Here is an 18,366-nt window from a genome sequence, read left to right as displayed (position 1 = left end):
GGAAGGTCGGCGCACGGTCATGCACGTCACGCATCTGTCGCTGGCCGACTTCCGCTCGTACGCCCGGGTCGAGGTGCCTCTCGACCCGGGCGTCACTGCGTTCGTGGGAGCCAATGGCCAGGGCAAGACCAACCTCGTCGAGGCGGTCGGCTATCTGGCGACACTCGGCAGCCACCGGGTCTCGTCCGACGCGCCGCTGGTGCGGATGGGGGCCGACCGGGCCGTGATCCGCGCCGCGGTCACCCAGGGCGAGCGGTCTCAGCTCGTCGAGCTGGAACTCACCCCGGGCCGGGCCAACAGGGCCCGGATCAACCGGTCTTCACAGGTCAGGCCGCGGGATGTACTGGGAATCGTCCGGACCGTGCTCTTCGCGCCCGAGGATCTGGCCCTGATCAAGGGCGATCCGGGTGAGCGCCGCCGGTTTCTGGATGAGCTGATCACAGCACGTTCGCCGCGAATGGCCGGAGTGCGCTCCGACTACGAGCGGGTGCTGAAGCAGCGCAACACGCTGCTGAAGTCCGCGGCAATGGCCCGCAGGCACGGTGGCAGATCCATGGACATGTCCACACTGGACGTCTGGGACCAGCATCTGGGGCGTGTGGGCGCCGAGTTGCTGGCGCAGCGGCTGGATCTGATCGCGACGCTGCAGCCGTTGGCCGACAAGGCGTACGAGCAGGTCGCGCCGGGTGGCGGGCCGGTTGTACTCGAGTACCGCAGTTCGCTGGGTGAGGGAATCGAGGCCGCTCAGTCGAAGGACGAGCTGTACGAGCAAGTGATGGCCGCGCTGGTGGGGGCCCGCAAACAGGAGATCGAGCGCGGTGTGACTCTGGTCGGTCCGCACCGTGACGACCTGGTGCTGAAGCTCGGTCGGCTGCCGGCCAAGGGGTACGCGAGCCACGGCGAATCCTGGTCGTATGCGCTGGCGCTGAGGCTGGCCTCGTACGACTTGCTGCGGACCGAGGGCAATGAGCCCGTGCTGGTGCTCGATGATGTCTTCGCGGAGCTGGACGTGCGGCGCAGGGAGCGGCTTGCCGAGCTGGTGGCGCCTGGGGAACAGGTACTGGTGACGGCGGCGGTGGACGACGATGTGCCGGGTGTCCTGGAGGGCGTGCGGTTCGCGGTCTCGGACGGTGCGGTGGACCGAGTATGAGCGGCTCTTCCCTTCCGGGTGAGGACAGCGCCGGGGCTCCGCGTGGTTCCGAGGTACCCCCTGGTTCCGGGCTTCCACCGGGGCCTGAGGCGGCGAAGGTTCCGGAGTCCTCAGGGATCGACCTGGCACGGGTCGCGTTGCGGGCGGCCAAGGAGCAGGCGAAAGCCCGGGGGGCTGCCGCACAGCAGAAGAAGCAGGCCAAGCGCGGTGGACTTCGCTCGGGTGCGCGGGCTGACGGGCGCGATCCTCTGCCGCTGGGCGCCGCGATCAACCGTCTGATCACTGAGCGTGGCTGGGAGACCCCTGCCGCGGTGGGCGGGGTGATGGGGCGCTGGCCGCAGATCGTGGGCGAGGATCTCGCGAACCACTGTGTCCCCCAGCGTTACGACGAGGATGCCCGGGTGCTGACCGTGCAGTGCGATTCGACGGCATGGGCGACGCAGCTGAGGCTGCTGGCGCCCCAACTGGTGGCCCGGCTGAACGCGGATCTGGGTCACGGCACGGTGAAGTTGCTGAAGGTACTTGGTCCGGGCGGGCCGCCACGGCGGTTCGGTCCGCTGCGGGCACCTGGGAGCAAGGGCCCCGGTGACACGTACGGCTGATGCCGGCGAGGCCTGCCCCTTGCCTCGTTCTGGTGCGATCGCCCTCTGCGATTTCGACCGTAATGTGTGCTGTTTCACGTGAAACAGCACACATTGGGATTGGGCAGGATGGAGTGCCGCCCGGAAGGTGTCCCTCACCGTAGTGGGAGGTTGACAGCCCGAGGCGCTGAAAGCCCGTGTGAGCCTCTTGGAGCCCCTTCCTGGATATGGGGAGTCGTTCGGCGCCGGTTCAGGGCGGCACATGTGGACTCAGGTACCGGCAAACCCCCATTGATGTCTGCGCTACCGGTAGACTGAGCGACAATCCCGCCACTCGCGGAACATGTCGAACGACGCAGCCGCTCCTGCCTGCCCTGGAGAGGCCTGTGCTGTGCCAGAAAGGGCGCTTCGTGGCCGATTCCGGCAACCCCCATGAGATCCCCCCGTCCACTCTCGGTGAGCACGGCGAGGTAACCGCCTCGTACGACGCCAGCGCGATCACTGTCCTTGAGGGGCTGGACGCGGTCCGCAAGCGGCCCGGCATGTACATCGGCTCGACCGGTGAGCGCGGACTCCATCATCTGGTGTACGAGGTCGTCGACAACTCCGTCGATGAGGCCCTGGCCGGGCACGCGGACACCATCGATGTCACGATCCTCGCCGATGGCGGGGTGCGTGTGGTCGACAACGGCCGCGGTATCCCGGTCGATATCGTGCCCTCGGAGAACAAGCCGGCCGTCGAGGTCGTTCTGACCGTGCTGCACGCCGGTGGCAAGTTCGGCGGCGGCGGTTACGCCGTCTCCGGTGGTCTGCACGGTGTGGGTGTGTCCGTCGTCAACGCCCTCTCTGCCAAGGTCTCGGTGGACGTCAAGCGTGACGGCTACCGCTGGACGCAGGACTACAAGCTCGGTGTCCCGACGGCGCCGCTCGCCCGCAACGGGGCAACGGACGAGAGCGGCACCACCGTCACCTTCTGGGCCGACGGCGACATCTTCGAGACGACCGACTACTCCTTCGAGACGCTGTCGCGGCGTTTCCAGGAGATGGCGTTCCTCAACAAGGGCCTCACCCTGACGCTGACCGACGAGCGTGAGTCGGCGAAGGCCACCGCGGGCGCGGACACCGTGGGGGAGGTCGCGGAGGACGAGCAGGTCCGTACCGTCACGTACCACTACGAGGGCGGCATCGTCGACTTCGTGAAATACCTCAACTCGCGCAAGGGTGAGCTCATCCACCCGACCGTGATCGATGTCGAGGCCGAGGACAAGGAGCGCCTCCTCTCGGCCGAGATCGCGATGCAGTGGAACTCGCAGTACAGCGAGGGTGTGTACTCCTTCGCGAACACGATCCACACGCATGAGGGCGGCACCCACGAGGAGGGCTTCCGGGCCGCTCTGACGGGCCTGGTCAACCGGTACGCGCGCGAGAAGAAGCTGCTGCGCGAAAAGGACGACAACCTCTCCGGCGAGGACATCCGCGAGGGTCTGACGGCGATCATCTCGGTGAAGCTGGGCGAGCCGCAGTTCGAGGGCCAGACGAAGACCAAGCTCGGCAACACGGAGGCGAAGACCTTCGTGCAGAAGGTCGTCTACGAGCACCTCACGGACTGGTTCGACCGGAACCCGAACGAGGCCGTCGACATCATCCGCAAGGCCATCCAGGCGCAGACGGCACGGGTCGCGGCGCGCAAGGCACGCGACCTGACCCGGCGGAAGGGCCTGCTGGAGAGCGCCTCGCTCCCCGGCAAGCTGAGCGACTGCCAGTCGAACGACCCGACGAAGTGCGAGATCTTCATCGTCGAGGGTGACTCCGCCGGTGGTTCGGCGAAGTCCGGGCGCAACCCGATGTACCAGGCGATCCTGCCGATCCGAGGCAAGATCCTGAACGTCGAGAAGGCGCGGATCGACAAGATCCTCCAGAACACCGAGGTCCAGGCGCTGATCTCAGCGTTCGGCACCGGGGTCCACGAGGACTTCGACATCGCGAAGCTGCGCTACCACAAGATCATCCTCATGGCGGACGCCGACGTCGACGGTCAGCACATCAACACGCTGCTTCTGACGTTCCTCTTCCGGTTCATGCGGCCGCTGGTCGAGGCCGGGCACGTGTATCTGTCGCGCCCGCCGCTGTTCAAGATCAAGTGGGGCCGGGACGACTTCGAGTACGCGTACTCGGACACGGAGCGGGACGCTCTGGTCGCGCTCGGTAAGCAGAGCGGCAAGCGGGTCAGGGACGACTCGATCCAGCGCTTCAAGGGTCTCGGTGAGATGAACGCCGAGGAACTGCGCATCACCACGATGGACGTGGACCACCGGGTGCTCGGCCAGGTGACTCTGGACGACGCGGCACAGGCCGACGATCTGTTCTCGGTGCTGATGGGCGAGGACGTCGAGGCACGGCGCTCGTTCATCCAGCGCAACGCCAAGGACGTTCGGTTCCTCGACATCTGAGTCGGTCTCGGCTGACCGCACTGAAAGGACTTTGACCAGCAATGGCCGACGAGAATTCCCCTGTGATGCCCGAACAGCCGCCCGCTGTCCCCGGCATCGGCATGCGTGTCGAGCCGGTGGGGCTCGAAACGGAGATGCAGCGCTCGTATCTCGACTACGCGATGTCCGTCATCGTGTCGCGTGCACTGCCTGACGTGCGGGACGGTCTGAAGCCCGTCCACCGCCGGGTGCTGTACGCGATGTACGACGGCGGCTACCGGCCCGAGAAGGGCTTCTACAAGTGTGCCCGTGTCGTCGGTGACGTCATGGGCACCTACCACCCGCACGGCGACTCCTCGATCTACGACGCCCTGGTCCGGCTGGCCCAGCACTGGTCGATGCGTATGCCACTGGTGGACTCGAACGGGAACTTCGGGTCTCCGGGTAACGACCCGGCCGCCGCGATGCGGTACACCGAGTGCAAGATGATGCCCCTGTCCATGGAGATGGTCAGGGACATCGACGAGGAGACCGTCGACCTCCAGGACAACTACGACGGCCGTAACCAGGAGCCGGTGGTTCTCCCCGCCAGGTTCCCGAACTTGCTGGTCAACGGCTCCGCAGGTATCGCGGTCGGCATGGCTACCAACATTCCTCCGCACAACCTGCGCGAGGTGGCGGCCGGCGCCCAGTGGTACCTGGAGAACCCGGAGGCCTCGCACGAGGAGCTCCTGGACGCCCTTCTGGAACGCATCAAGGGCCCCGACTTCCCGACCGGCGCGCTGGTCGTGGGGCGCAAGGGCATCGAGGAGGCGTACCGGACCGGGCGCGGCTCCATCACGATGCGCGCGGTGGTCGCGGTCGAGGAGATCCAGAACCGCCAGTGCCTGGTGGTCACGGAGCTTCCGTATCAGACCAACCCGGACAACCTCGCGCAGAAGATCGCCGACCTGGTGAAGGACGGCAAGGTCGGCGGGATCGCCGACGTGCGGGACGAGACGTCCTCGCGTACCGGTCAGCGCCTGGTCGTCGTGCTGAAGCGTGACGCGGTCGCCAAGGTCGTGCTGAACAACCTCTACAAGCACACCGATCTTCAGTCGAACTTCAGCGCCAACATGCTGGCGCTCGTCGACGGTGTGCCACGAACCCTGTCGATCGACGCGTTCATCCGGCACTGGGTGACGCACCAGATCGAGGTCATCGTCCGGCGCACCAGGTTCCGGTTGCGCAAGGCTGAGGAGCGCGCACACATCCTGCGTGGTCTGCTCAAGGCGCTGGACGCGATCGACGAGGTCATCGCGCTGATCCGGCGCAGCCAGACGGTCGACGTCGCGCGCGAGGGCCTGATGGGCCTGCTGGAGATCGACGAGATCCAGGCGAACGCGATCCTGGAGATGCAGCTGCGCCGGCTGGCCGCGCTGGAGCACCAGAAGATCACGGCCGAGCACAACGAGCTCCAGGCGAAGATCAACGAGTACAACGCGATCCTGGTGTCGCCCGAGCGTCAGCGGCAGATCGTCAGCGAGGAGCTTGCCGTCATCGTCGACAAGTTCGGCGACGACCGGCGCTCCAAGCTGGTGCCCTTCGACGGCGACATGTCCATTGAGGACCTGATCGCCGAGGAGGACATTGTCGTCACCATCACGAACGGTGGTTACGTCAAGCGCACCAAGACCGAGGATTACCGCTCGCAGAAGCGCGGCGGCAAGGGCGTGCGGGGCACCAAGCTGAAGCAGGACGACATCGTTGCTCACTTCTTCGTCTCGACGACCCACCACTGGCTGCTGTTCTTCACGAACAAGGGCCGGGTGTACCGGGCGAAGGCCTACGAACTCCCGGACGCGGGACGTGACGCGCGCGGCCAGCACGTAGCCAACCTCCTGGCGTTCCAGCCGGACGAGCAGATCGCGCAGATCCTGGCGATCCGTGACTACGATGCGACGCCGTATCTGATCCTCGCCACCAAGGGCGGCCTGGTGAAGAAGACGCCGCTCAAGGACTACGACTCGCCCCGTTCCGGTGGCGTCATCGCGATCAACCTGCGGGAGACCCCGGACGGCAGTGATGACGAGCTGATCGGCGCCGAACTGGTGTCGGCCGAAGACGATCTGCTGCTGGTCAGCAGGAAGGCTCAGTCGATCCGCTTCACGGCCACCGACGACGCGCTGCGTCCCATGGGGCGTGCGACATCCGGTGTGAAGGGCATGAGTTTCCGCGAGGGCGACGAACTGCTCTCGATGAATGTCGTCAGGCCGGGTACTTTCGTGTTCACTGCCACTGACGGCGGGTACGCCAAGCGGACCCCCGTCGACGAGTACCGGGTCCAGGGCCGCGGCGGTCTGGGTATCAAGGCTGCCAAGATCGTGGAGGACCGGGGCTCGCTGGTCGGCGCGCTGGTGGTCGAGAGCACGGACGAAATCCTCGCCATCACGCTCGGCGGCGGGGTGATTCGTACGCGAGTCAATGAAGTCAGGGAGACGGGCCGTGACACCATGGGCGTCCAACTGATCAACCTGGGCAAGCGGGATGCCGTGGTCGGCATCGCTCGCAACGCCGAGGCCGGCCGAGAGGCCGAAGAGATTGACGCGGTCGACGGCGATGCGGATGCGGTCGACGGTGGTTCGGTCGAAGCGGTAGTCGAAGGCACCGAGCCTTCGGCAGGGGAGCACGAGGAGTAGAACGTGAGTGGAGCCACGGGCGACGGAGCGGCCGCTTCCGGAGCTGGAGCACGCGGTGCCCGTGGCCCTGCCGCGGACTCTCAAGGGGGAACGGTGACTGATACGCGTGGGGCGCAGCCGCAGTACGAGTCGCAGCCGTACCAGCCTCCTCAGGCATACCCGTCCCCGTCGGCCGGCGGTACGCAGGCTGGTCAGCGTACGGTCGGCGGCGGTACGCAGCCAGGGGTGCGCCGACCACGTACGGGGGCTCGTACGACTCCCCGTACGCGGAAGGCACGGCTGCGGGTGTCCAAGGCCGATCCTTGGTCGGTGATGAAGGTCAGCTTCCTGCTCTCCATCGCGCTGGGCGTCTGCACCATCGTGGCGGCGGCCGTGCTGTGGATGGTCATGGACGCCATGGGTGTCTTCTCGACCGTGGGCGGCACGATCAGCGAGGCCACAGGCTCGAGTGACGGCAGCGGCTTCGATCTTCAGTCGTTCCTCTCGCTGCCGCGGGTGCTGCTGTTCACCTCGGTCATCGCGGTGATCGATGTGGTGCTGGCCACAGCGCTGGCGACGCTGGGCGCCTTCATCTACAACCTGTCGGCCGGGTTTGTGGGCGGTGTCGAGCTGACCCTCGCCGAGGACGAGTAGAGGCTCAGCTATCGATTTTGGGACTGGCCCTGGAGTGCGCTAATCTTCAGGGGCAGCGCGGGGCTATAGCTCAGTTGGTTAGAGCGCATCCCTGATAAGGATGAGGCCACAGGTTCAAATCCTGTTAGCCCCACCGCGAATGTCGGCCCGGACAGTTTTCTGTCCGGGCCGACTGCATTACCGGGCCCGATAGTTGGATGGGAACTAGGTCACCGATCGGTATCGGCCGGTGTGTATAGTCGGGCGCCAGAAGTCCCTTACGTCAAGGAAAGACGAGGTAGCGCGGTGAAGAAGCTTCTCCTGGTCGCACTGGCCGCCATCGGCGGGCTCCTCGTGTACCGCCAGATCCAGGCGGATCGCGCCGAGCAGGATCTGTGGACGGAGGCGACTGACTCCGTGCCCGCAGGTTCGGGTGTGTGAGACACAGCGTCTTGTAGACAGGGCCCCGGCCGCTTTTTGCGGCCGGGGCCCTGTCGCGTTCGCGCTGTGGCACCGGATCCTTGGCTCACCGTCGCAAACAGGGGCGCTGTGTGGGCCATAAGGGCCGAGGGGGCCCCTTCGGGCCTTCGGCTCGGCCCTTCGCTTCGCAAGGCGGCCAGAGCCTTTCTCCGGGCTTCGGTGAGATGTTGCCCCTAGCTCGGGTGCGGCTCCTGACGCTGATGTTTCACGTGGAACAACCGACTGGCGGACGACGGGCGGCGGCGCGGGAGCTGCGAGGGCGATCCAGCCGGGCCCGCAGACAATGTGATGACGGGCGGGGCAGGATGGGCCGGGACCTCGCTCGTGGCGGCGGTGGCTGGTGCCCACGTGGGTGCTTGGTGATTGCGAGGCTGGTCTTTGGGCGGGGCGGCGCCGGGCTGCCGGAGGACAACGGGGGAAAACAGGTGAAGAGGCAGCGCAGCAGGGGCCGGGTCGCGCTGGCCACAGTGGCGGCGGTGTGCTCGGTGGGGGCGTTGCCGGGCCAGGCAGCGGCCGTGGGTGAGCCCGATCCCTATGTCTTCGACCAGCATGCGACAACGGTGGCGGGGGCCGTGGCCAGCACCGATGCGGGGCAGCTCAAGGCGGGTTCGATCTACCGTTCCTCGATCAAGCCGGGTGGCCAGCTCTACTACCAGGTCGAGCTGGATGCCACATCCGACACCTACGTCTCCGCCGTGGCTGTGCCCAGACTCGGACCGCAGGAGAAGGTCGACTACGGCGACGGCATCAAGGTGTCCCTCCAGGACCTCAGAGGGAACTCCTGCGGGAATGACAACGCCGCTGTGTTCGGCTCTGCCGGGTACCCCAGGCCGATCGCTGCCCATGCCACGCGCGCAGTCAGGAAGGGCGGTATCTCCTGCCAGTCGGCGGGGCCGTACTACGTGCTGATCGAGCGGACGACCAAGGCCACTTCCACCCAGGAGGAGTGGCAGCTGGAGATCCGCGTCGATTCGGAGCCCGGCCTGAAGTCCGGCTCGGCGAGCCCGACGGTGGCGCCGACCAGTTGGCCGTCAGTATCGCCCGTTCCGCCGGCGGGCACGGCACAGCGGACCGAGGGGGGTACGGGGTTCAATGATGCTGCCGCACTGGAGCCCGGTGTGTGGGAAGACCGGATCAAGCCCGGTCAGACCCGTTTCTACCGCGTGCCGGTCGGTTGGGGGCAGCAGCTCTTCGCCAGCGCCGATCTCGGTAGCTCAACGGGCAGCGGCTTCGTCGCCAGCGCCCTCAACGTGCAGCTGTACAACCCGGTCCGTTCCGAGGTCACCAGGGGGTACACGGTGTACGACGGGAAACCCAAGTCGGCCGCTTCTGACCCGCTGCCATCAGTGGCGTACCGGAACCGATACAGCGTGCGCGACGAGGTCAGCGGGATGCGGATGGCGGGCGACTACTATTTTGCGGTCACTCTCAGCCCGGACGTCGCGAAGAGCTTCGGGATCAAGGAGTACGGGCTGACGTTGAGGATGAGCGTCAAGGGCACGGAGGGGTCTGCGCCGGCGTACGCGGGCGCAGTGCCCCACTACGGAACGTCGGCCGGTGGGGACGCGGGGCAGAGCGTCATGAAGCTTGTGGGGATCGCAGGGATCAGCGCGGGCACCGTGCTGATGCTGGGGCTCGGCGCGTGGACGCTGATCGCGAGGCGGCGCGCGGAAACGCTGCCGACCCGGGAACCGGGGCGGCAGCCCCCGTCGCAGTACGGGCCGCCTCCGGCTTGGTAGCTCTCGGCTGCGCGGGGGGCCGGTCACACGGCGCTGTGGTTATGCGGCGCCGTGAGGTTGCGGGCCTTTGGGCCTGTGGGGTCCGGGTCGCACCGGCTCCGAGTTCAGCTCTGCGTCAGCGCCCAGATGCCCACCGCGAAGCAGATCAGCGCGAGCACCAGGACCGGGACCGCGACCTTCGGGGGCGGTCCCGGACGTGTACGCGGGACCGGCACCGACTGGGTGGGAACCTGCGAGGGATGAGCGGTGTACCTATCAGTGTGGGGTTGTTCGGTCAGGGCCTGACCAGAGAGGGGGGAGGTCGGATGCGGGAGTGGAGGGGTTGCTGCGGGCGTCGCTTCCGATGCTGGGGCGGTGGCCGACTCGGGAGGAGGGGCAAGATGGAAGCTGCCTGTCTCCGACATCGCAGGGTGCTGTTGCTGTTGGTTGGGTGCGGGCTGCTGTTCGGTCTGGGGGTGGGCCAGTACGCCCTGTTGTGCCGTCGCCTGTCGTGCCGGGGGCTGGGGCGCGGTTCCGTGCCGAGGCCCGGATCCGTGCTGAGACCCAGTCCGGTGGGAAGTGCCGTTCTGCTCCCGGACTGGTCCCTCGGGGCCGAATCCGATGGGCAACGGGCCGATCTGGTCGAAGACTTCGACGGGCTCCTCGCCGGGGCTTGGTTCGGCCAGCAGTTCCGCTGCCGTGGCCAGCGCCTTGCGGGCACCGTTCGCCGTACGGAACCGTGCCTGGGGATCTGGCTGGAGCAGTCCTGCGAGTACCTGCCACAGCGGCTCGGGGATCCCCTGGGGCGCGCCGGGCGTGCCATGGGCCGCGAAGTACTCCACCAGGGCCCTGGAGTCGGGCCGGGCGGCCTGGAGCAGATAGAGCGCGACCAGGCCGACCGCGAACAGGTCGGCTGTGAAGTCCGGTTCGGCACCCAGCATCTGCTCCGGTGCGAAGTAGCCGGGCGTCCCCACCACGTAGTCGGTCTGAGTGAGACGGGGCTCGCCCTTGCGCATCGAGATGCCGAAGTCGGACAGCCGCAGGTGAGGCCGCCCGGCCCCGGTGGCTTCCATCAGGATGTTCGCCAGCTTGATGTCGCGGTGTACGACGCCCTCCGCATGGACGGCAGCAAGCCCGGCCAGCAATTGGTCGAGCAATGTGCAGACGAACCGTGGCGGCAGCGAGCCGTAGTCACGGATGACTTGGACGAGCGAACCTCCGCTCACCAGTTCCATGGTGAACAGCACCTGGTCGTCGTCCGCGGCCCAGCTGGCGGGGGCGAGCACATGTGGGTGGTCGATCCGCAGTGCCTGCTCGCGCACGAAGCGCAGCAGGGTGTGCGCATCACTCTGCTGGAGAACCTTGGCCGCCACATAGCGGCGCCTGCGGTGATCCCATGCACGCCAGACGGCCCCGACGCCGCCGCGTCCGATCGGGTCGACCAGTTCGTACCGTCCGGCGAAGACCTCACCCATGTGCTGTAACCATGTTCTGTGCCCGCCCCCCTGTCAGCTGAGCCTCAGCCAGCTGAGCTTCGGCTTCAGCTCTGGTGCGCCTCGTAGTGCGAGACCGCTTCCGCGGTGCGCCCGGCGCCGTACACCCGCAGGAACTCTGCCAGTTCGGGGTGGGTCGGGGCGAGAGCGTTCGCCGCGTCGATGATGTCGCCCGCAGCCGATACGGAGCGCAGCAGCGACTGGATCTCGCGCACCACCCGGCGCACGGTCGGCGCGCCCGTGGTGGATGTGGCCTGACCCGTGGTGGAGAGGACTGAGCCTCCCTGGGACTTCTTGATCTCTTCCATCCGATCCGTTGCCTCGCCCGCGCTGACGCTCCCGTCGGCGACCAGGCCCGAAAGTTCCTGAAGCGCCTGGACGCGTTGGACCACGGCCGGGTTTCCGATCTTGGCGCGCTGGCCGCTCATCAACTGGGAAAGCATCGGCGCGGACAGCCCGAGCACTGCAGCGAGACGGGCCTGGTTGAGGCCCAGATCATCGATGAGGCGACGGAAGAGCGCCCCCAGCGGCTCCCCGTACCAACTGCGCTGAAGGTCTCTCGCTCTCGCGGTTGCCTCTTGTTGTGCTGCGTCCATTGCGTCTCCCCATCGCTTCCCCAGGCGGCGGCTTCGCTGCCGCGAACCTCCTCGTGCATCCTACGGAGAGTGGTCACTGACCGGGAGTCCCAATCCTTTTGTGAGATCACCCCTGTGACCCGCTACTCTTGTTCTCGCACCAACCCGTTTCGGGGCCTTAGCTCAGTTGGTAGAGCGCTGTCTTTGCATGGCAGATGTCAGGGGTTCGACTCCCCTAGGCTCCACTTGAGAACCCCTCCTGACCTGCGGTAATGCTGGTCAGGAGGGGTCTTTGCTTGGTCGGCGCCCGAACTTACGGGGTCAGCGCTTCGTCCGGCCCGATCGGGCCGGACGAAGATCCACCGGGCTTCCCCTCGCCCGTGCCGCTAGGACTACGTCCGCGGTGCTGCTGTCGTTGCCGCTTGGGGGCGCCGTTCTGAACTGCCACGAGGCGGTCGAAGAGGGGCATGCCCGGGGCGTACTGTCCCGCCGGTACCCCTGGGGGAATGGGGGTGGTCAGGACGGCCACGGCGAACGGCGAGTCGGAACCCTCCGCGATGCAGGAGACCCTGATGAGTGAGTGGGCCGCGGCCTAGGAATGGAGAGCAGTTCCTTCGACGTGGTACGGATCAGGGGGCTCGGTGTCCTCGGGCAGGTCCATTCGCCCGGTCACCGGCGATTGCCCTTACCGCCACAACCGCGCTCCCGTATTCGACAGCAGGCGGCAGATCCTATTCACGGCACGGCACGGCACGGCACGGCACGGCACGGCACGGCACGGCACGGCACGGCACGGCTCAGGCCGGTCAGTTGCCCGTTCGGTCGACCAGCGCGTAGGTCTTCAGGGAGGTGAAGGGCGGCAGCCTCGCCTGCCGGGCCCCGGCTAACTCGTACTTCGCCGTGTCTTGCTCGAGGTTCCGCCCGAGATCTTCGGAGATCGGCAGGGACACGATGCAGGTGAAATCAACTCCGCTGGCCCACTGGCTGGCGGGCTATGTTGGTCCGCGCACGTCCCTGGGGCGGGGTAGGGGCTGGGAGGTCCGGTGGGGGTTCGGCTCAATTTCCAGATTCTCGGGCCGTTGTCAGTGACAGCAGGACTCCGAAAAGTACCTGTGGGCGGGGCTCGACAGCGTACGATCCTGGCGCTTTTGCTCTTGAACCCCGGACGTATCGTTCCAGTGGACACGCTGGTGGACGCCGTCTGGGACGGTCGGCCTCCGGCCACCGCGCGGACACAGGTCGCCATCGTCATCGCCGCGTTGCGCAAGACGTTCAAGACCGAGGGTGTCACCGAGGACATCATCGTGACTGCGCACCCCGGATACCTGCTCAACGCCGGAGGGCACTCCGTCGACGCGGCGGAGTTCGGCGCGCTGGCGGCGGAGGCCGAAGCTGCGGTGCGGCAGCGGCGCTCGGAGGACGCCGCGAAGAGTTACGCGCGGGCACTCGGGCTCTGGCGTGGACCGGCGCTGGCGGGGGTGGGTGGTCGGGCGGTCGAGGAGGAAGCCGCGCGATTGGAGGAGATGCGACTCAACGCCTTCGACGACTCGACCGCAGTCCGGCTGGGACTCGGCCGGCACCAGGAGATCATCCCGGAGCTCTCCCTGGTGGTGCGGGAGAATCCGTTGCGGGAGCGGACCCTGCACCATTTGATGCTGGCCCAGTACCGATCGGGCCGGCGGGCAGCCGCCACCGAGTCGTTCCGTTACGCCAGGCGTCTGTTCATCGATGAGCTGGGTCTGGAGCCGGGCCCTGATCTGCAGGAGTTGCACGACGCGATTCTGCGCGACGATCCCTCGTTGGCGCCCACCGTGCCGCAGCATGTCGAAGTGGCGTCGTTCCTGGCCGGGCCGGGGCCCGGGCCGGTCCCGTCCGAACTCCCACCGGCAGTGGCGGGGTTCACCGGTCGGAGCCGCGAGTTGGAGGCGCTGGACCTTCTGGAGGCGGGGGCGGAGGGCCGGCGGGCCCCGTCCATCGGACTGATCACCGGTGCCGCAGGTGTCGGCAAGACCGGGCTTGCCCTGTGCTGGGCGCATGAGGTCGCCGAACGGTTTCCCGGTGGACGGCTCTTCGCCGATCTGCGCGGCTACGACGAACACCACGAACCCGCCGCCGCCGGTGAAGTGCTCAGCAGGCTGCTGCGCTCGCTGGGTGTGTCCGGCGAGCAGATTCCCGCGGAACTGGAAGAGCGGACGAGGCTCTACCGGACGGTGCTGGCCGACCGGAAAGTGCTGCTGATCCTCGACAACGTACACGCGTTCTCACAGGTCAAGCCGCTTATTCCGGGCAGTGGGGCGTGCTGTGTGCTGATCACCAGTCGGGAGCAGCTGGAGGAGTTGGTCACCTGGCCCTCGGAGGCCAGGGTGCATCTTGGGCTACTGCCTGGCGAGGAGGCAATGCGGTTGCTGGGCCGGATCGTGGGCGATGACCGCATCGCGTCGGCACGTGCCGACGCGATGCGGCTGGTGGAGCTGTGCGACCGGCTGCCGCTGGCCCTCCGGATCGCCGCCGCGCGGCTGGCGTCCAAGCCGCACTGGTCGGTGAGACACCTGACCGACCGGCTGAGTGACGAGTGGCGTCGGCTGGATGAGCTGAGCCAGGGCGAGTCCCAGGTCCGGGCCAGTTTCGCGCTCAGCTACCGCTGTCTGCCCACCGAGGCTGCCTGCCTCTACCGGCGGCTCGGTCTGCTGGAGGTGCCCGACTTCGCGGTGTGGGTGGCAGCGGCGCTGCTCGATGTCGACGTGCTGGAGGGCGAGCGCCTCGTCGAACTCCTCGTCGATGCGCAGTTCCTGGAGGTCGTCGGGCTGGACGCGACAGGCCGGTTGCGGTTCCGCTTCCAGAACCTGCTGCGGCTGTACGCACGGGAGTGCGCCCAGGATGAGGAGGGCGTCACCGACCAGTGGGCGGCCCGCGACCGGGTCTTCCGTACCTGTCTGGCCCTCGCCGAGCAGGCCCACCGGCGGGAGTACGGCGGTGACTTCACGCTGTTGCACAGCGGGGTGGTGCGCCGTCATCTCGAACCGGCGGTCACGTCCGAACTGCTGGCGGTGCCACTGGAGTGGTTCGAGGCCGAGCGGTCGGCACTGCTCACCGTGATCGAGCAGGCGGCGGCGCTCGGGATGGACGAGCTCGCCTGGGACCTGACCATGTCGATGGTCGCGCTCTTCGAGACCCGCAACTACGTGGACGACTGGCGGGTGAGCTGCGGGCATGCCCTGAGCGCGGCGCGGGCGGCGGGCAACAGGCGTGGTCAGGCGGCCATGCTGCACGACCTGGGCGCGGTCGCGCTGCGGCTGCGCAGGCTGGAGGAGGCCGAAACGTATTTCGCGGCAGCGCTGGAACTGCACCGGGCCGCAGAAGAGGAGCACGGCGCGGCGCTGACGTTGCGCAACATGGCGATCATCGACCGGATGCGCGGTGACCTGGAGGCGGCGATGGCCCGCCTCCAGGTTGCTCAAGCGGTGTTCCGGCGGGTCGGCGACCGTTCGTCGGAGGCGCATTCACTGAACAACATGGCGCAGATCGAATTGGACCGAGGCTGCCCCGACATCGCCATCCGGCTCGGACTTGAGGCAGTGAGCATCTCGGAGAGCATCGGCCAGGGCGGGGCACGCGGTATCGCCCAGGGGACCCACCGACTGGCCCGTGCCTACCTGGCGCAGGGCCGCTTCGACCTCGCCGAGGAAGCGCTTCTGCGGGTGCTCCGGATCGTCAAGGAGAAGTCGGACCTGGTCGGCCTTGCGTACGCGCTGCTGGGCCTGGGCGAGTCACGGCTCGGTGCGGGCGCCTGGCAGAAGGCGGAGCACACGCTGGTGGACGCCCTGGAGATCGCGACCCGTATCAACAGCCCGCTGGTGGAAGGGCAAATTCATCTCGTGCTCGCGGATCTGTACGGGAGAACGGAGCGGATACCCGATGCCCGCCAGCATCTGCGGGACGCCCAGCAGATCTTTGAGGTGGTCGGCGCCCGGCCGTGGCTGGAGCGCGTAATGCGGGCCCAGGAGCAACTGGCCCTGCTGGAGGTTTCTCCGGTCCGGCACCGATCGATGTTTCACGTGGAACATGGATGACATACAGATGGCCCATGAGGGGATCGTCGAAGCCGCTCGGCCCCCAGCCGTTCAGCGGCTCAGCAGCTCAGTAGCTCAGCGGCTCAGCCGCCCAGCCGCTCACCCGGTCCCGGGCCCCCGGTCCCCGCTGCCGATGATGCTGCGTGCCACCCGTACCTGCCAGTTGGTGACGGCGACGAGGAGCCAGGGGCCGAAGAAGAGGGCCACCACACCGGCCGCGAAGTGCAGTGCCACCGCACCGGCCGGGAAGGGGCCGCCCCACGCGGGGTCGGGGTAGGGCGCCCAGCCCCAGATCGGGTACGTCAGATTGCGTGCGGACACGATGAACCAGCCCGCGACGAGGCCGAACGAGACTGAGCTGACCAGCAAGTTGATCAGCATGAACAAGAGGCCACGCCCGATCCGGCCGGCCCCCGGGCGGTGCCCGATGTCCTCGCCGAGCAGCAGCCGCGTACGCAGCCGCTCGATGACGGGTCCGATGAATGCGACCACCACCAGCATGACCAGCAGGACCAGCACGCCCATCTGCTGATTTCCATGTCGCTGGGTGGATTTCATGGCGTACGGGAGTACGAACAGCAGCAGCGGGCCGACCGCCACCAGGGCGTACAGCACATGCCGCCACGTCCGCGCCCGGAACGGCCCGGTCAGCAGCCGGATGCGGGCGGAGCCCGAAACAGAGGTGGACATGATGAAACTTCCTCTCGCCAGGACGGTGAGAGGAAGCTACCCGGGCGGGTTTTCCTTTCGTTATCGAAAGGGGAAGCGGCCTGACCGGGGCGGCCCGCCCGCGCCACGCCCGCGCCGTGTCCGCTCACTGTCTTGCCCGCGCACGCGTGCGGGGCGTCAGGAGATGAGCCTCCTGACGCCCCGCACGTTCATGTCCGCCGACGCGATGGGCGGCGCCCGCCGGTTCAGTTCCGGGGGTCGTCACGCTCCTGGTCTGCCTCCTCGGCCTTGGCCTGCTTGGCCTTGACCTCGGGGTCCAGCGCGTCGGAGCTGCCGTCGACCGCACTGAGCGGCGGCCGCCGGTCCGCGACCTCGGTGGGCGCGGGCGGCTCGACCAGCCAGTCCGGGTTCGCCTGCTTGTCCCACCACTTCCAGGCAGCGAAAGCGCCTCCGGCGACCACGCCGAGCACGGCGACGCCCTTGGCCAGCCGGCCCGCCTTCGCGCGCCGCTGCTGCTTTCTGACCAGCTTCTGGATCTGCTTCGCGGTGACCTGACCGCGCAGCGCCGCCACGGCGGCCGCACTGCGGGCCGCGGCCTCCTCACGGACGGGCTGGGCCGCTGCCACGGCCTGTTCCACCCGCGGTGCGAGCTGGCTCTGCGCCTGCCGGGCCGCCTTGGCCGCGCGCTGCGCCGCCGCGTCGACCTTCGGCGGTACATGAGTGAGGGCCTGGTCGACGTGGGGTGCGAGTCGTGCGTCGTACTGGGTACGGGCCTGCTGCGCTGCCAGCGAGACCTTGGGGGCCAGTCGTACACGAGCTTCGTTGGCGTAATGCGTGGCCTGTTCCTTGGCCGTTCCGGCGTAGGGCGCCACCACTTCCGCGGCGTGCAGCACGTTCTCCTTCGCCGTACCGGTCGCGGCGCGCACGCTGTCCATGCGGGTCACGGGTTCCTCCTCATCGGTGGCGTTCTGTCATTCGCCTGTCCACCCTTTTCGAAATCATGCCTGTCCGGCACCTTCGCGGCACGTGAGATCAGGCATCCGGGTCAGGAAAGACGTAATCCGTCATTGTGGTGCAAGGGGGAGTCTGCGGCCGACAATGCCATGGTTCGGCCCGGTGCGCGCCGGTTCGGCGGTCACCCGAGTGCTTTTCCCCTGCGTGGCCGCTCGGTGCTCCGGGTCCGTGCGAGGATCGGTGGACGTCAGAGAAGACTTACGGAAGGCACATCGTGGCCGAGCAGCTTTACGCCACCCTGAAGACCAACCACGGCGACATCGAGATCCGGCTGCTGCCGAACCACGCGCCGAAGACGGTCAGGAACTTTGTCGAACTCGCTCGGGGAGAGCGGGAGTGGACCCACCCGGCCACCGGCAAGAAATCCACGGACCGGCTCTACGACGGCACCGTCTTCCACCGCGTGATCAGTGGCTTCATGATCCAGGGCGGCGACCCGCTGGGTAACGGCACAGGCGGTCCCGGCTACGAGTTCGGCGACGAGTTCCACCCGGACCTGTCCTTCGACAAGCCGTACCTGCTCGCCATGGCCAACGCGGGACCGGGCACCAACGGCTCGCAGTTCTTCATCACGGTGCAGCCGACGACCTGGCTGACGCGCAAGCACAGCATCTTCGGTGAGGTCACCGATGCCGCGAGCCAGAAGGTCATCGACGAGATCATCGCCGCCCCGACCAACCCGCGCACCGACCGGCCGGTCCAGGACATCGTCATCGAGACGGTGGTCGTCGAGACCCGCGACGGTGTTGCGACCCGCAAGAGCTGAACCGCGCGGCGGCCGGTGCCGGCCGCCGGATCCCGCGGGCGCGGGAGTGGTGGGAGCAGAGAGCCCGTTGCCTTGTCCGGTACGGGAACCACCCGCCCCGTTCGTCCGTATGACGAGCGGGGCGGGTGCAG

13 protein-coding genes and 2 tRNA genes are annotated in these 18,366 nt (G+C 67.6%); 11 read left to right on the top strand and 4 right to left on the bottom strand.

The window, feature by feature from the left end:
• Window positions 1-19 precede the first annotated feature (19 nt).
• The 8 genes from recF (at window position 20) to OG285_RS17030 (ending at window position 9,669) form a co-directional block, all read left to right on the top strand.
• On the top strand, window positions 20-1,150 hold the full coding sequence (gene recF, locus OG285_RS17065) for a DNA replication/repair protein RecF (RefSeq protein ID WP_356826773.1): 1,131 nt from the start codon (window positions 20-22) through the stop codon (window positions 1,148-1,150).
• Window positions 1,147-1,752 (top strand): DciA family protein, encoded by a 606-nt coding sequence (locus OG285_RS17060; RefSeq protein WP_356826772.1) that lies wholly within the window; start codon window positions 1,147-1,149, stop codon window positions 1,750-1,752. Before recF ends, OG285_RS17060 begins: the two co-directional genes overlap by 4 nt.
• A 365-nt stretch (window positions 1,753-2,117) precedes the next feature.
• Window positions 2,118-4,181, top strand: coding sequence for a DNA topoisomerase (ATP-hydrolyzing) subunit B (gyrB, locus tag OG285_RS17055; protein WP_356826771.1), 2,064 nt, complete (start codon window positions 2,118-2,120; stop codon window positions 4,179-4,181).
• Between the two features lie 41 nt (window positions 4,182-4,222).
• Entirely contained in the window at window positions 4,223-6,838 is a 2,616-nt protein-coding gene (gene gyrA / locus OG285_RS17050) for a DNA gyrase subunit A (protein ID WP_356826770.1), read from the top strand.
• Between the two features lie 93 nt (window positions 6,839-6,931).
• A complete protein-coding gene (locus tag OG285_RS17045; protein WP_371791450.1) occupies window positions 6,932-7,471 on the top strand; it encodes a DUF3566 domain-containing protein in 540 nt (179 codons plus the stop codon).
• Window positions 7,472-7,530: 59 nt separating this feature from the next.
• Window positions 7,531-7,604, top strand: a tRNA-Ile gene (locus OG285_RS17040).
• Window positions 7,605-7,756: 152 nt separating this feature from the next.
• On the top strand, window positions 7,757-7,891 hold the full coding sequence (locus OG285_RS17035) for a DLW-39 family protein (protein ID WP_003958712.1): 135 nt from the start codon (window positions 7,757-7,759) through the stop codon (window positions 7,889-7,891).
• A 464-nt stretch (window positions 7,892-8,355) separates the two neighbouring features.
• Complete coding sequence (locus OG285_RS17030; protein ID WP_371791449.1) at window positions 8,356-9,669, top strand: hypothetical protein; 1,314 nt, start codon at window positions 8,356-8,358, stop codon at window positions 9,667-9,669.
• A gap of 104 nt (window positions 9,670-9,773) precedes the next feature.
• Here OG285_RS17030 and OG285_RS17025 read toward each other — a convergent pair whose 3' ends face one another.
• Window positions 9,774-11,123: a protein kinase gene (locus OG285_RS17025; protein ID WP_371791448.1), complete on the bottom strand. Its 1,350-nt coding sequence runs from the start codon at window positions 11,121-11,123 to the stop codon at window positions 9,774-9,776.
• A 65-nt stretch (window positions 11,124-11,188) separates the two neighbouring features.
• Window positions 11,189-11,737, bottom strand: coding sequence for a DNA-binding protein (locus OG285_RS17020; RefSeq protein ID WP_356826766.1), 549 nt, complete (start codon window positions 11,735-11,737; stop codon window positions 11,189-11,191).
• A 151-nt stretch (window positions 11,738-11,888) separates the two neighbouring features.
• On the opposite strand from OG285_RS17020, the gene OG285_RS17015 reads away from it, so the two are divergent.
• Both OG285_RS17015 and OG285_RS17010 read left to right on the top strand, forming a co-directional pair.
• A tRNA-Ala gene (locus OG285_RS17015) sits at window positions 11,889-11,961 on the top strand.
• 909 nt (window positions 11,962-12,870) lie between these two features.
• Window positions 12,871-15,786, top strand: a complete 2,916-nt coding sequence (locus tag OG285_RS17010; protein WP_371791447.1) for a BTAD domain-containing putative transcriptional regulator — start codon at window positions 12,871-12,873, stop codon at window positions 15,784-15,786.
• Window positions 15,787-15,885: 99 nt separating this feature from the next.
• Here the strand turns inward: OG285_RS17010 and OG285_RS17005 are convergent, their stop codons facing one another.
• Together OG285_RS17005 and OG285_RS17000 are read right to left on the bottom strand one after the other, a co-directional pair.
• Entirely contained in the window at window positions 15,886-16,476 is a 591-nt protein-coding gene (locus OG285_RS17005; protein WP_371791446.1) for a hypothetical protein, read from the bottom strand.
• A gap of 224 nt (window positions 16,477-16,700) precedes the next feature.
• On the bottom strand, window positions 16,701-17,399 hold the full coding sequence (locus OG285_RS17000) for a DUF5324 family protein (RefSeq protein ID WP_356826763.1): 699 nt from the start codon (window positions 17,397-17,399) through the stop codon (window positions 16,701-16,703).
• A gap of 284 nt (window positions 17,400-17,683) precedes the next feature.
• Here OG285_RS17000 and OG285_RS16995 point away from each other — a divergent pair, with 284 nt between their 5' ends.
• Window positions 17,684-18,235 (top strand): peptidylprolyl isomerase, encoded by a 552-nt coding sequence (locus OG285_RS16995; protein WP_371791445.1) that lies wholly within the window; start codon window positions 17,684-17,686, stop codon window positions 18,233-18,235.
• The last annotated feature ends 131 nt before the right edge of the window (window positions 18,236-18,366 follow it).

It is taken from the genome of Streptomyces sp. NBC_01471 (genome assembly GCF_041438865.1).
Lineage (GTDB): Bacteria > Actinomycetota > Actinomycetes > Streptomycetales > Streptomycetaceae > Streptomyces.
This window is presented reverse-complemented; position numbering and strand designations above follow the sequence as displayed.